Raw genomic sequence first — 14,196 nt, 5'->3', positions numbered from 1 at the left:
ATAATAGGAAGGAGAGAAAGAATATGACAATTTTTAAAGCAACATTAAAAAGATTATTCAGGGAAAAATTAAATATTTTATTTTTAATAGTATTACCTTTAATATTTATGATAATTGCTTTTTCTGGCTCAAATGGAACAGCACCTTTAAAGGTCACTGTTATTGATAATGATAAAACAACTGTTACAGAAGATATAATAAGTAATCTTAAAGATAAAGCAGAAATTAACTTTAATGGTGAAGATACTATACAAGATAACTTAATTAATAATGAAATAGATTATGCAATAGTTATTCCCGAAGGATATACTAAGGAGTTAATAAATGGAGGAAATCCAATTATTAAAACTTATGAAGCTAAAGAAGGAAACACTTCTACTGCTATTAAAGCTTCATTAAATAATTATATTAATATATTAAAAACCTTTGCTAAAAATTCTAATGGTGATGAAGATAAATTCTTTAATGCACTTAAGAATTATTCAGAAGGTTCATATAAAATGTCTTATGCAAGTGTAGATAAAGGTGAAGGAAATAAATCTAAAACAGATACTGCCATGGCATTTATAGTACTTAATTTATTATTCTCAGCAACAGCAGCAACTAATATAATATTAAAGGATAGAGAAAAGAACGTATTTACAAGATTATTTACTACTCCAATGACTAGGTTCAAGTACATATTCCAAAGCTTACTTTCATTTTTAGTAATTACTTTTGTTCAAATAACCTTATATTTCTTAGCCTTTAAATATATATTTAAATTTAATTTAGGAGATTCCCCATTAAGCCTATATATTTTATTCCTAATATTTGGTGTATTTACAATTTCCCTTGGAATATTTATAACTACCCACGCAAAGGACTTAAGAGTATCTGGAACAATAAGTACTCTTGTAATACTTCCTTTTGCAATGCTTGGTGGTTGCTTCTGGCCAAGAGATATTATGCCAACAGTATTAAATAATATCTCAAAAGTAATACCAACAACTTGGATAAATAGTTCAAATAGCAATGTACTTTATGGTGCAACCTTAGGAAATGAAATAAATACTATAATTTTACTTCTAGGAATTTCATTAATACTATTAGGACTATCCTCATATAAATTAAAAAACAAAGCATAACTAAATATAAAAGATATCTCTTCATTCTTTAGTTCCAAGTGAACATATAAAAAAAAGAGATATCTTTTATTTTTTTGTGAGTATGCTATACTCATTTTATAATATATAAACTTAAATCGAAAGGAGATTTAATTATGCTTGAATTTAAATTTGATACTCAATTATTAATTGAAGGACAAAATTTATCAGAAGATGACATTAATGAATATATACCAAAAAATATAGAAGGTGATTGCTTATTAGCAGTCGGTGACGAGGATTTAATAAAGGTTCACTTCCACACTAATACTCCATGGAAACTTCTTGAGTATTGTTCATCACTAGGAGATATCTACGATGTAGTTATAGAAAATATGGAACGTCAAGAAAATGGACTACAGGGTTAATCAATTAATCTTATTTTGTAAGGAGATTTCTAATGGAACTATGGGATATTTATGATAAAAATAGAAATTTAACTGGTAGGCAAATGCATCGTGGTAGTGAATTCGGTAATGGTGACTTTCATCTTGTAGTTCATGTTTGTATTTTTAACTCAAAAAATGAAATGCTCATTCAACAACGTCAACCATGGAAAAGTGGATGGCCAAATATGTGGGATCTAACAGTTGGGGGAAGTGCTTTAGCTGGTGAGACAAGTACAGATGCAGCTGAAAGAGAAACTTTAGAAGAGATAGGTTATAAAGTTGACTTATCAAATGAACGTCCATTTTTTACTATAAACTTTGAATATGGATTTGATGATTACTACATTATCGAAAGAGATATAGATATAAAAGATTTAAAACTTCAATATGAAGAAGTTAAATCAATAAAATGGGCAACTAAAGATGAAGTATTACAATTAGTTGCTGATGGCAAATTTATTGATTACTGGTTTATTGAAAACTTATTTGATATTAGAAAACATAGAGGTTCAATGCGAACGGGTTAAACAAAAGAGCTACATGTGTAAATAAATTGTAGCTCTTTGTTTGTTTTATTAATTTAAAATATATATAACTTAATTTCAAAAAACTCCGTAGGAGTTTTTTCATCAACTCTTAACTCTATACTCTTACTTATTAACTGTGCGCCATAGCACACCCTATCTTATCTGTCCATTTCCATAAATTATATATTTAATAGTCGTAAGTTCTTTAAGTCCCATTGGTCCTCTTGCATGAAGCTTTTGTGTACTTATTCCTATTTCTGCTCCAAATCCGAATTCTCCACCATCTGTAAATCTTGTTGATGCATTAACATAAACTGCAGCTGCATTAACTTTATTTAAGAATTTTTGAGAATTCTTATAGCTATCAGTTACAATAGCTTCTGAATGACCAGAACCATATTTATTAATATGAGATATAGCTTCATTTACATCCTTAACTACTTTAGCTCCTATTATATAATCTAAGTATTCTGTGCTCCAATCTTCTTCAGTAGCAGATGTAACATCAGGTATTATAGACTTAACCTTTTCGTCCCCTCTTATTTCAACATCCTTTTCTCTTAAAGCTTGTACAATAATAGGCAAAAAGTCCTTTGCTATTTTTTCATTAATAAGCATTTTTTCTGCTGCATTACATACTGATGGTCTTGAAGTTTTTGCATTTACTATTATATTCTTAGCCATTTCAAAATCACAAACTTCATCTACATAAATATGACAGTTTCCAACTCCTGTTTCAATTACAGGAACAGTAGCATTTTTAACTACAGCTTGTATTAATCCTGCTCCTCCTCTTGGAATCAAAACATCTATATATTCATTAAGTCTCATCATCTTAGTTGCAGTTTCTCTACTAGTGTCTTCAACTAATTGAATTGAAACCTCAGGTAAAGCAGATTTCTTTAAAGCTTCTCTTAATACTTTTACTATAACCTTATTAGAATTTATAGCGTCACTTCCACCCTTTAAAATTACAGCATTTCCTGTTTTTAAACAAAGGCCTGCTGCATCACATGTTACATTTGGCCTAGCTTCATATATTATTCCAATTACCCCTATTGGAACTCTTTGCTTTCCAATTTGAATTCCATTAGGTCTTTTCCACATTTCTATAACTTCACCAATTGGGTCATCTAATGCTATAAGATCCGTTAAGCCCTTTGCCATACCTTTAATTCTATCTTCATTTAAAGCTAATCTATCTAACATAGCCTTTGAAGTTCCTTTTTCAACTGCTATATCTAAATCCTTCTTATTTTCTTTTATAATTTCTTCAGTATTATCTATTAAAGCCTTTGCCATTAATTCTAATGCATTATTTTTTTCTGTTGTAGATGCTATGCCCAAATCATAAGAAGCTTCTTTAGCATTCCTTCCCAACTCATTTAAATCTAATATCATAAAAATATCCCCCTTATTTATTAGAAACAAATAATGTTCCTATTTCTTCTCCATTTAATATACTTAATACTATTCTTGGATCTTCTCCATTTGCTAAAACCATATCTACTCCAGCTTCTGTTGCAGTTTTTGCTGCAGTTAACTTAGTTATCATTCCGCCTGTTCCTAAATTGCTTCCTGCCCCACCACAACAATCTTCAAGCTCTGGTGTTATTTTCTGTATTTCTCTTATAAGCTCTGAATCCGGATTTTTTCTAGGATCAGAATCATAAAAACCATCTATGTCTGATAATATAATTAATAAATCAGCATTAACTAATTTAGAAACTATTGCTGATAAATTATCATTATCCCCAAATCTAACTATATTTTCTATTTCATCTATAGATACAGTATCATTTTCATTAACAATAGGTACTATTTTATTTTCAATTAATGTTTCAAATGTATTACAAACATTATTTCTTACATGATCATCTTCTATTACATCTCTAGTTAAAAGCACTTGACCAACAGTATTACTATATTCTCCAAAAAACTTACTGTATATATGCATAAGTTCACATTGTCCAACTGATGCAACAGCTTGCTTTTCTCTTATAGTTTTAGGCTTTTCTTTAAGTTTTAATTTAGATACCCCAACTCCTATAGCTCCTGAAGTAACTAATATGACTTCTTTTCCAGAATTCATAACATCTGATAATGTTCTTGTTAACTTCTCTATCCTAGTTAAATTAATGTTTCCATTTTCATATGTTAATGTAGAGGTTCCTACCTTAACTACTATCCTATTAGCTTTTTTTACTTTTTCTCTACTATTCATTCCTACTATTCCCCCGAATTTCTTTCTTGTCTTTATTATAAATATTCTTAAATATTTTTTCCACATAAAATATACTTATAATTCTATCTATTCTTTAAACTCCTTTAACTTTTCATCTAGCTCTCTATTAAAATACTTATAAATAACCTTAATTAATGAATAAATAGGTACTACCACAAAGGCTCCAATAGGACCAATTATAGATGCTGCACCCACTACTAAGAATATATCTGTTATAGGATGTATTTTCATAGTCTTTCCCATAATTAATGGCACTACTATTCTGCCCTTAAGGGTTTGTGCTATTATTACTAATATTGATAACTTTAAAATCATATTCCAGCCTAAAGCTATAGCTATAATATAAGGTAGTATTAATGATATGAAAAATCCAATAAAAGGTATAAAAGCTAAAATAAAAGTTACTGATGCTAAAAGTAATGGATTTATCATTCCTATAATTTTATACCCAACAAATATCATAATGGCTAATGATAATGCAACTTTTGCTTGACCAATAATATATGCTGATAATACTTCATCGCCCTCTGCTACTATGCTTTTAGCTTTATCTTTATATTTCCTAGGAAATAGTTTTATTAATGATGCTTTTATTTTTTCTTCATCTTTAAGTAAATAAAAGGCTATTAAAATTACTAATAACATATTTGAAAACAATTGAAGCCCTTTATTAAAAAGTCTTCTTATATTAGTAACTAATATCATTATGTAATTTTGTATATCACCTAAGAATTTATCATAATAATTAATGTTTAAAACATTTTCTTTAACCAAATTCCCTATATTTTCCCCATCACTTCTTGCCTCTATTATTTGTAGAAATATGGATTTAACACTTATAAATTGATCTATAAAATAATCTCCAAAATACTTAATTATACCTGCTGCTATAAAGAAAAAAATAAATAATGTTAAGCTTGCAGCCATTCCTCTATTCATATTCTTTTTTATGAATAAATTATTTAATGGTTTTAGTATATAAAACAAAAATACTCCAAATATTATTGGTATAATTACAACTGCAAAAATCACACTTATAAATTTTTTTATTATAACAACATTACTTAATAATATTATTAATATGGTAAACAAGTTTAAAATAACTAAATATGTAATAACATTTTTCTTACTCATAATAAACTCTCCTTTAGTTAATTAATAAATTTAGTTTATCCTTATTAAAAGAAAATATTAACATAAGATTTTTGCATAGTATTTAGTGTTTTTTGTATAAAATTCTATTGATTTTTGTATATATTATGTATTAAAATTAATTTCTATGTATAAATATTAATAATTTCAATATAAAGGAGATAGAAATGAAAAATATAACTAAAGATAAATTTTCAATTAATGATTCTTTGGCTTTTATTATTCCATCTTTAATAGGCATACTACTATTTATGATTCCTATTAAATTTAATGGAGAAATTACTATACCAATAGCGTTAATGTCCAAATTTCTGGCAAACTTATTAGGCGACTATTTAACAGCTATTATTACACTAACAGTTTGTATATCTGCAATATTAAGTATAATTGCAAGAGTGTTTAAACCAGACTTTATAACAAAAAATGAATTTTTAAATACTTTATTTAATGTAAAACCACTTTGGATAATATCTAGAACTTTAGGAGCAGTTTTTTGCCTCCTATCATTATTTAATTTTGGACCTGAAATCATAAGAAGTTCTGGAACTGGTGCTTTTGTATTAAACGACTTGCTTACTATATTATTTACTATTTTCCTATTTGCTGGTCTATTATTGCCTTTGCTACTTAACTTTGGATTATTAGAGTTCTTTGGAGCAATTCTTACTAAGATAATGAGACCTGTATTTACATTACCTGGTCGTTCATCAATAGACTGTATTACTTCTTGGCTTGGTGATGGAACTTTAGGAATACTATTAACAAATAAGCAATATGAAGAAGGTTTTTATTCTAAAAGAGAAGCCGCAATAATAAGTACAACTTTCTCAGCAGTTTCTATAACTTTTAGTTTAATTGTAATAGATACTGTTGGATTATCACACTTATTTATTCCTTTTTATGTAACAGTAACGCTTTCAGGAATAGTTGCAGCTATTATTCTTCCTAGAATATACCCATTACGTAAAATCCCTAATACTTACTATAATAATAAAGAGCAAAAGGATGATGAAACTATTCCTAATGGACATACATCTATTTCTTGGGGATATAATAAGGCTATAGTTAAAGCTGAAAATAATCCTGGTGCTAAAGCCTTCTTAATTGATGGAGTTAAAAATGTTTTAGATATGTGGCTTGGAGTTCTACCAGTTGTTATGGCTTTTGCTACTATAGCACTTATAATAGCTGAATATACTTCTGTGTTCCAAATACTAGGTTTACCTTTTATACCATTTTTAAATCTACTTCAAGTTCCAGAAGCTATAGCAGCATCACAAACATTAGTTGTTGGCTTTGCTGATATGCTACTTCCATCTGTTTTAGCTGCTAATTCAATAACTAGTGATATGACTAAATTTATAGTTGCTTGTACTTCAGTATCTCAATTAATTTATATGTCTGAAGTAGGTGGAGTTTTACTTGGATCAAAGATTCCTGTATCCTTAAAACACTTATTAATAATATTTGTTGAAAGAACATTAATTACATTACCTGTAATAGTTCTTATAGCGAACATAATATTCTAAAATGTAAATAATTGGGCCCTATGGACCCAATTATTTTATAACTATTTTCATAAGTCTTGTTAAATCTAAAGCTTGGATAGCATTAACTGTTACTCCAGCTAAGTCTTCTATTTCAGCATCTATACCTGTAATATCACAGGTTGTAAAATCTATTTTGTTTAAGTTAGTTTTATTAAAATAAGCATTACTTAAATCTGCTTCATTAAAAATTACCTTATCTAATTTTGTTTGTTGCAAAATTCCCTCTGCAAAATTACATTCATCAATAACAACATTCTTAAGCTTTGAAAATGAAAAGTTTATATATTTTCCTATAGAATTACTAAATAATATTTCTTTTATGTTACACTCGTCAAACTTTGTTCCAAGTAGCTTGCAGTTAATAAATTCTACTCTATGAATGCTTCCTCCACTAAAATCTACATTAGATAAATCACAATTTTCAAATACTGAATCTAATAAATCTATATTTTGTAATGAACAATCATTAAAAATAACATTTTTAAATTTACAAGAATCTATAGTTAATCCTTTTTCTTGTAAGTAATCTATATCTATATCTTCTATTATTTTATTTTGCAACTTTTCAAAATTAGCTATTTCATCTTCTATACTTTCTAACTCTTCTAGTTCATCTATAAACTTAGGTTTTTGTATTTTATATACCTTTCCCATATATTATCCCCTATCCTTTATCTATTCATAATATAAATATTATACCCTACTATAAAGAAAAGTAAGAACCTTTTCTATGTTAGTCTATTAAATATACTCAAAAAATAGAGATTGCATAATTATCTTATACAATCCCTATTTATTATCTATTAAATTTGTCTTGCTACATTTACTGCTTCTTCAATACTATTTAATGCTCTACGAGCTCTAACTGCATCACCTATTACATGATATGCTATATTCTTTTCTTCACAGTAATTAGTAAGTTCACTAAAGTCACGTGATCTTGCTCCTATTGCAACTACAACTGAATCACAAGGAATCTCTTCAATATTTCCCTTTCTATCAATTACTATTGATTTTTCTTTTATTTCAACACATTTTGCTTCTGTTATAGTTTTCACACTTTCACGATATAAGCTTTCCATAACACAAATCTTTCTTAATTGTCCTAAGTCTTTTGCTACTTCATTAAGCATTTCTACTACAGTTATGTCATTAACTTTTCCTGATAAGTATTCAGCAACTTCTAACCCAACTAAACCCCCGCCAATAACAACTACTTGTCCAGTTACCATTGAAGTTCCTGCAAGTATATCATGAGAATTGGTTATATGTGGTAAATCAGCTCCTGGAACTCTAAGTTTCATTGGTTCTGCACCAGCTGCTATTATAACTTCATCCGGATTTATATCTTTAATTATATCTATTGTAACAGGAGTTGAAAGTCTAATTTCTACTCCTTTTCTTTCTGCCATTTCTCCCATAGATATAGCAACCTCTTTCATTTCTTCTTTTCTTGGAGCAGCTCCTGCTAAAACAAATTGTCCCCCTAAGGAATTAGAAGCTTCACATAATATTGGATTATGACCTCTATCCTTTAATTCCATAGCAGCTTGAAGTCCTGCAACTCCACCACCTACTACTAATACCTTTTTAGGATTATTTGTTTTTTCTAAAGTAAATTCTGCTTCTCTTCCTAATGCAGGATTTCTTAAGCAAGTTATAAAAGGTACATCTGGTGATGAGAATCCATCATAACAGCCTTGATTGCATCCTACACAACGTACTATATCTTTAACTTTTCCATTGATAGCTTTATTACAAAACTCTGGATCTGCTAATTGCGCTCTACCGATAACTACCATATCAGCTTTTCCACCTTTTATTATTTCATCTGCTTGTCTTGGATCATTTATTCTTCCAACAGCAACAGTTAACATTCCTGTTTCTTTTTTTATTCTTGCTGCATTTTCTACATTAAATCCCCTTGGTAAATCTACTGGAGGTACTTCGTATTTTATAGCTGCACTTGAGAAGTTTCCACGAGATACATCTAATGCATCTACCCCTGCTTCTTTAGCCCACTTACAGAACTGTATTACATCTTCTATATTAAGTCCATCTTGTACATAATCATCATGTGCATCTATTCTCATAAATAAAGGCATATCCTCTGGAACATTTGCTCTAATTGATCTTATACATTCTAATAAAAATCTAGCTCTATTTTCTAAACTTCCACCATATTCATCTGTTCTCTTATTAAATGCCTTACTTAAGAATGAATGTGGTGTATAGTTATGTCCTGCATGGAACTCTATTGCATCAAATCCAGCTTCTACTGCACGTTTTGCAGCATCTCCAAATGCCTTAACAGCTTCATCAATAATTTCCTTACTAGCCCCTGGAACTATATAGTTATCCGTAACCTTAAATTCACTTGGAACTACTACCATTGAAGTAGGATCACCAAATAATACAGCAGATCCACCTAGCCATAATTGAACTCCTGCCTTTGCTCCACCTAAATGAATTGCATCAACTAACTTCTTTAAACCTGGTATATATTTATCATCTGAAATTGATAAGAAACTTTTAGGTGCAGCTTTATCATATACTGAACAAACCTCCGTAAAGTTTAAACCGTTTCCACCTTTTGATCTAGCAACATGGTAATTTATAATTTGATCTGTTACTTCCTTGCCCTTTCCCGCCATCTTAGTGCCCATAGCTGGGAATATAACACGGTTTCTCATTTCCATACCTCTAATTTTAATAGGACTGAAAACATTCTCAAAAACCATTTTACTACCTCCAAAATATTTATTTTATATTATGTCCCTTATGATTATTATATTTATTCGTTAAAATTAAATCAATATGTTTAAAACAAATTGTTTTGATTTATAAATAAATAAAAAAACGCCCCTTGTTTTTAAACAAAAGAGCATTTTTTCCGCCTAATTTTTCCCTTTTAATAGCATTATTAAGTTTTTTATGTAAATGATTCTTTTTTCTACAGTGGCTATAATCTCCTTGTTATAGTCTCCATCTTCATTAGTAGCTGGATAAGTAATAGAAGCCATAAATATTGTTCTCTTATATTTGAACTCTTCATCATTACAATTTAATACTTTCTTTAAAATATTATCTAACTTTTTATTTTCTTCATTAGATCTTTCAATTATCTTTAAATCCATTTCACTCTTTTCCTTTGCAGATGAAGCTTCTTTATTCATAACTAAAACACCTGGATATCTTAAGCTATACTCTATTATCTCATTAGAACACTTAATTATTTTTTCTTCATCACTAAGACTACTATCATAAAGCGCTGCATATGCTTGAGTTATATTCTCTAAATAAAACTCTTTAACATAATTTAACATATTATCCTTACTACCGAAATAATAATTTATTGCACTAACGTTTACTTCAGCCTCTCTAACTATAGATCTAATAGGGACATTAGTAGTTCCATTTTTACCAAAAAGGTATAAGGCTCTATCTAAAATTTTCTCTTCTATCCCCTTTAATTCCCTCATTCTTTCACCTCTAAAACTCCAACTATAAATATTATCTCAATTATTTATCATTAAAATCTTTAAAAATCATAATCATCTGGATCTAAACCACAATCCTCAAGAATTTCATTTCTTTCATCTTCATCCATAAATGATAACTCATCATAATCTAATCCTTCTGCTTCAAGTTCTGCTTCTATATCTTCACTTTCGCCATCAGATGAATATATATCTGATTTTTTAATTTTGTTTTTATTTTCTTCCTCAAGCATACTCATAAATGTTGTAAATGCAGCTGATTTTTCAAAGTCATCCATTTTACCATCATGATTAAAATCAAACATCTCTTTAAAAATATCCTTAAACATTATACAACCTCCAATAAATTATTTAACATTACAATAATTTTTATCAGAATATATGCCCTTCGTTTATTAGTCATTAATTTCAATAATGAATATAATTATTTTTTACTATAAAAGTTATTTCATTATAATTTAATTGTACTACAATTATAATAACTGGTAAATCTTATAGTTTACCCAAATATAGAATATTTATTGGAGGTTATATATGAAATATGAAGTCTTATTATTTGATGCAGATGAAACCTTATTCGATTTTAAAAAGTCAGAAAAATATGCTTTTGAAAATAGTATTAGGGAATTCAATATAGATTATGATGAAAACTATCATCTAAAAATTTATGAAGAAATAAATAAAAAAATTTGGTTAGAATTTGAACAAGGTTTAATTACTCAAGAAAAGTTGAAGGTTGAAAGATTTAAAAGGCTATCAAAAGAAATAAATATTCCTTTTGATGAGTTAGAATTTTCCAAGTCATATATAGGACACTTAGCCAATGCTTCATTTTTATATGATGATAGTATTAAAGTAATAGAAAAATTAAGCATTGATTATAAATTAGCTATAATCACTAATGGACTTAAAGACGTTCAATCTAAGCGAATAGGACAATCTGTTATAGCTAAATACTTTGACACAATAGTTATTTCTGAAGAAGTGAAGGTGTCAAAGCCTAATCCAAAAATATTTGAAATTGCCTTAAATAATTTAAATTTTAAGGATAAAAGTAAGGTTCTAATGATTGGAGATAGCTTAACTTCTGATATTCAAGGTGGTATTAACTTCGGCATTGACACTTGCTTAGTAAATTTTAATAAATCTGAAAATCTATCATCAATTAAACCTACCTATGAGATTTCAAATTTATTAGACTTATTTAAAGTATTAAAAGATTAGTTATTATTGTTATATAAAACTTAAATTAGTAAATATAAAGTTCTATAGACTAATTAAATATCTATAGAACTTTATATTTAACACTATTCATTGCACTGATTCTTTAAATAATTATTTGTTTTGAACTATATAAAAGCTTAAATACTAATATCAAGACACTTATTTTCTAATATTCCTTTTTTTTCTTAACAACAACTCCTATATTTAATATAAAAATAATTAGGCTTACAATTGAAATTACTACCAATATATTACTCCAAAAATTCCAATTTAACGCATTATTATCTGCTAATACTCCTTGGAAAATAAGTCCTGCATACATAGCAATGACACATAAAATATCGACAATTAAATCATAAGTATTTATTAATTTTCTAATTACATTATTATTAATTAAATTTTTTCTAACCTTTATTGCTTTATATAAATTTATACATACTATAATAAATAATACTACGTAAGCAATAAATACCCATTGAAAATGCTGCATAACATCATCTAAAGGTTTTATGTCTATCATTTTCTATTCCTCCTAATTATATAATCAATCTATTTCAATTCTAAAGCTAATTATATCAACATAGTTGTTTCTATTCAATAATTTTACATTTATCCTATATTAAGTATTTAATATTACTTCTATAGAAATATTTATCTCCCCCTCAATTAAATTTATAAAAAATGAACAATGTTTATATTTTAAATAAACATTGTTCATTTTTATTACTTATATTATATCAATTTTTTTTATAAAGATTTATTAATTTATCCTTAATTTTCTAAATCTATTGTAAACCGCCATAACTTCTTGCTTTCTAGGCATGGCTATACTTCCTGAACCACCATTAATTTTATCTATAGAAATTAAATCATTTCTTTTTATTTCAGAATATGCTTCATTTACTACCTCTTCTAAAGACAGGTTTTTATTCATTAAATTATATTCTATCCATTTCATAATAGCGCCAATAGCATTTAATTGCTCATTATCTACTAGTTGTTCCACTGCTCTTAAATCAATATTTTCATTGTTAATACTTATATTGCTTAAACCCATAGTCTTAATTTTTACACCCTTATAAGTACTTTCTATAGTTCCCTTTTGAAGCTTTCTATTAAATCTTATGTTTATAGATAAGTTCTTTTCTTCAATTCTTTTATTTATTTCTCCCCTCATAAGAACCTTTGCTTCTTTTGTAACATCCTTTGTTTCATAATTATCCATTTGTATAACAGTATCTGCTACATCAAAGTAATCTCCTGAACTACCTATAACTAATATTGTTGATATATCCTTTTGATTATATAGAGGCTTTACTATTTCAATAAATGGTGTTATTGGCTCTTTCTCTTTTGAAACTAACTTTTGCATTAAATCATCTCTAATCATAAAGTTAGTAGCTGATGTATCTTCATCTATAAGTAATACTTTTGACTTAGCTTCAATTGCTTCTATTATATTTGCAGCTTGTGATGTGCTACCACTAGCATTTTCAGTAGTAAACTTTACTGTATCTTTACCATTAGGAAGATTATTTATAAATAATGATATATCTGTATTCTTAATACTTCTTCCATCTTCAGCTCTTACTTTAACTGCACTATCATCAGTAATAACAAATTCTCTTCCATCACCTTCAATATGATTATAAACTCCAAGCTCTAAAGCATTTAAAAGGGTTGACTTTCCGTGATATCCCCCACCAACTATTAAGGTTACTCCCCTTTTAATTCCCATGCCCTTAATTAGACCTTTATTAGGTAAGTTCATTTCTACTTCTAATGAATTAGGAGACTTAAAAGCCATAGCATTTTTTAATGGTCTTTGTGAAACTCCACTTTCTCTAGGTAATATTGATCCGTTTGCTACAAAGGCAATTAGATCTTTTTTCTTAAGCTCATTTCTAATATATTCTTGGTCTTCAACTAACTTAACTCTATCTATAATTTTAGCCTTATTTATATTTTCATATATTAATGTATTATCTACTATACTTGGTATCACATTATAAAGAATTTTTTCTAATTCCTTAGATAAAACTGTTCTTCCCTTAGCAGGGAATCCAACATAAAATCGTGCTTCTATATTGCATTCATTTATAACTATTGAAGTTCTTTCTAATATTTCTTGTGGACATCTACTTATAGCAATTAATCCACTTTTACCAGAACCAAATATTTTTTCACTATACTTATTTATATTAAAATAAAATAGCCTAGTTAAAAAATCTGAAACTGCAATTTTTTTATAATTTTCATTTATTAATTCTTCTGGGAATTTAGCCTTTTCCTTATCTATAATAATTCTTATTCTTGAAGGGGATGCAAAAGGATCTCCTTGAACATGATCAATACTTAAAACATAATCATTAAAATCATATTGTCCTTGCAAATCCTTATATGCTTTATATCCTCTTCCATCAATTCCTTTAAGTTCATTTTTTAAAATTATAGAATTTTTCAT

At 27.8% G+C, this 14,196-nt stretch carries 14 protein-coding genes; 5 read left to right on the top strand and 9 right to left on the bottom strand.

The window, feature by feature from the left end; all coding sequences use genetic code 11:
* Window positions 1–23 precede the first annotated feature (23 nt).
* The 3 genes from ACQRD5_RS12070 (at window position 24) to ACQRD5_RS12060 (ending at window position 2,061) form a co-directional block, all read left to right on the top strand.
* Window positions 24–1,127, top strand: a complete 1,104-nt coding sequence (locus ACQRD5_RS12070; RefSeq protein WP_427746854.1) for an ABC transporter permease — start codon at window positions 24–26, stop codon at window positions 1,125–1,127.
* A 134-nt stretch (window positions 1,128–1,261) separates the two neighbouring features.
* Window positions 1,262–1,513, top strand: coding sequence for a kinase to dihydroxyacetone kinase (locus tag ACQRD5_RS12065; protein WP_427746853.1), 252 nt, complete (start codon window positions 1,262–1,264; stop codon window positions 1,511–1,513).
* Between the two features lie 32 nt (window positions 1,514–1,545).
* Window positions 1,546–2,061, top strand: coding sequence for an NUDIX hydrolase (locus ACQRD5_RS12060; RefSeq protein WP_291626310.1), 516 nt, complete (start codon window positions 1,546–1,548; stop codon window positions 2,059–2,061).
* A 153-nt stretch (window positions 2,062–2,214) separates the two neighbouring features.
* Here ACQRD5_RS12060 and ACQRD5_RS12055 read toward each other — a convergent pair whose 3' ends face one another.
* The 3 genes from ACQRD5_RS12055 to ACQRD5_RS12045 all read right to left on the bottom strand — a co-directional run bounded on the left by ACQRD5_RS12055 (window position 2,215) and on the right by ACQRD5_RS12045 (window position 5,440).
* On the bottom strand, window positions 2,215–3,462 hold the full coding sequence (locus tag ACQRD5_RS12055) for a glutamate-5-semialdehyde dehydrogenase (RefSeq protein ID WP_427746852.1): 1,248 nt from the start codon (window positions 3,460–3,462) through the stop codon (window positions 2,215–2,217).
* 13 nt (window positions 3,463–3,475) lie between these two features.
* Window positions 3,476–4,285, bottom strand: coding sequence for a glutamate 5-kinase (gene proB / locus ACQRD5_RS12050; protein WP_291626360.1), 810 nt, complete (start codon window positions 4,283–4,285; stop codon window positions 3,476–3,478).
* 87 nt (window positions 4,286–4,372) lie between these two features.
* Window positions 4,373–5,440 (bottom strand): AI-2E family transporter, encoded by a 1,068-nt coding sequence (locus tag ACQRD5_RS12045; RefSeq protein WP_294362450.1) that lies wholly within the window; start codon window positions 5,438–5,440, stop codon window positions 4,373–4,375.
* Window positions 5,441–5,625: 185 nt separating this feature from the next.
* On the opposite strand from ACQRD5_RS12045, the gene ACQRD5_RS12040 reads away from it, so the two are divergent.
* A complete protein-coding gene (locus ACQRD5_RS12040) occupies window positions 5,626–6,987 on the top strand; it encodes a YjiH family protein (RefSeq protein WP_321129232.1) in 1,362 nt (453 codons plus the stop codon).
* Window positions 6,988–7,017: 30 nt separating this feature from the next.
* On the opposite strand, the gene ACQRD5_RS12035 is transcribed toward ACQRD5_RS12040, so the two are convergent.
* The 4 genes from ACQRD5_RS12035 to ACQRD5_RS12020 all read right to left on the bottom strand — a co-directional run bounded on the left by ACQRD5_RS12035 (window position 7,018) and on the right by ACQRD5_RS12020 (window position 10,837).
* Window positions 7,018–7,662 carry a pentapeptide repeat-containing protein gene (locus ACQRD5_RS12035; RefSeq protein WP_291626301.1) on the bottom strand — a complete coding sequence of 215 codons (645 nt, stop codon included), beginning with the start codon at window positions 7,660–7,662 and terminating at the stop codon, window positions 7,018–7,020.
* 149 nt (window positions 7,663–7,811) lie between these two features.
* Window positions 7,812–9,749, bottom strand: a complete 1,938-nt coding sequence (locus tag ACQRD5_RS12030; RefSeq protein ID WP_427746851.1) for an FAD-dependent oxidoreductase — start codon at window positions 9,747–9,749, stop codon at window positions 7,812–7,814.
* Window positions 9,750–9,905: 156 nt separating this feature from the next.
* Entirely contained in the window at window positions 9,906–10,490 is a 585-nt protein-coding gene (locus tag ACQRD5_RS12025; RefSeq protein ID WP_291626297.1) for a TetR/AcrR family transcriptional regulator, read from the bottom strand.
* A gap of 59 nt (window positions 10,491–10,549) precedes the next feature.
* Window positions 10,550–10,837, bottom strand: a complete 288-nt coding sequence (locus ACQRD5_RS12020; protein ID WP_291626295.1) for a hypothetical protein — start codon at window positions 10,835–10,837, stop codon at window positions 10,550–10,552.
* A 205-nt stretch (window positions 10,838–11,042) separates the two neighbouring features.
* On the opposite strand from ACQRD5_RS12020, the gene ACQRD5_RS12015 reads away from it, so the two are divergent.
* Entirely contained in the window at window positions 11,043–11,732 is a 690-nt protein-coding gene (locus ACQRD5_RS12015; RefSeq protein ID WP_291626293.1) for a YjjG family noncanonical pyrimidine nucleotidase, read from the top strand.
* A gap of 166 nt (window positions 11,733–11,898) precedes the next feature.
* Here the strand turns inward: ACQRD5_RS12015 and ACQRD5_RS12010 are convergent, their stop codons facing one another.
* Window positions 11,899–12,252, bottom strand: coding sequence for a hypothetical protein (locus ACQRD5_RS12010; protein ID WP_291626291.1), 354 nt, complete (start codon window positions 12,250–12,252; stop codon window positions 11,899–11,901).
* A gap of 240 nt (window positions 12,253–12,492) precedes the next feature.
* Complete coding sequence (locus ACQRD5_RS12005; protein WP_291626289.1) at window positions 12,493–14,196, bottom strand: ABC-ATPase domain-containing protein; 1,704 nt, start codon at window positions 14,194–14,196, stop codon at window positions 12,493–12,495.

Origin of the sequence: Clostridium sp. SGI.024 (assembly GCF_050315195.1) — a bacterium.
In the GTDB taxonomy this organism is placed as follows: Bacteria; Bacillota; Clostridia; order Clostridiales; family Clostridiaceae; genus Clostridium.
Note: the sequence above shows the minus strand (reverse complement) of the source record. Positions and strands in the feature narration are given on the sequence as shown.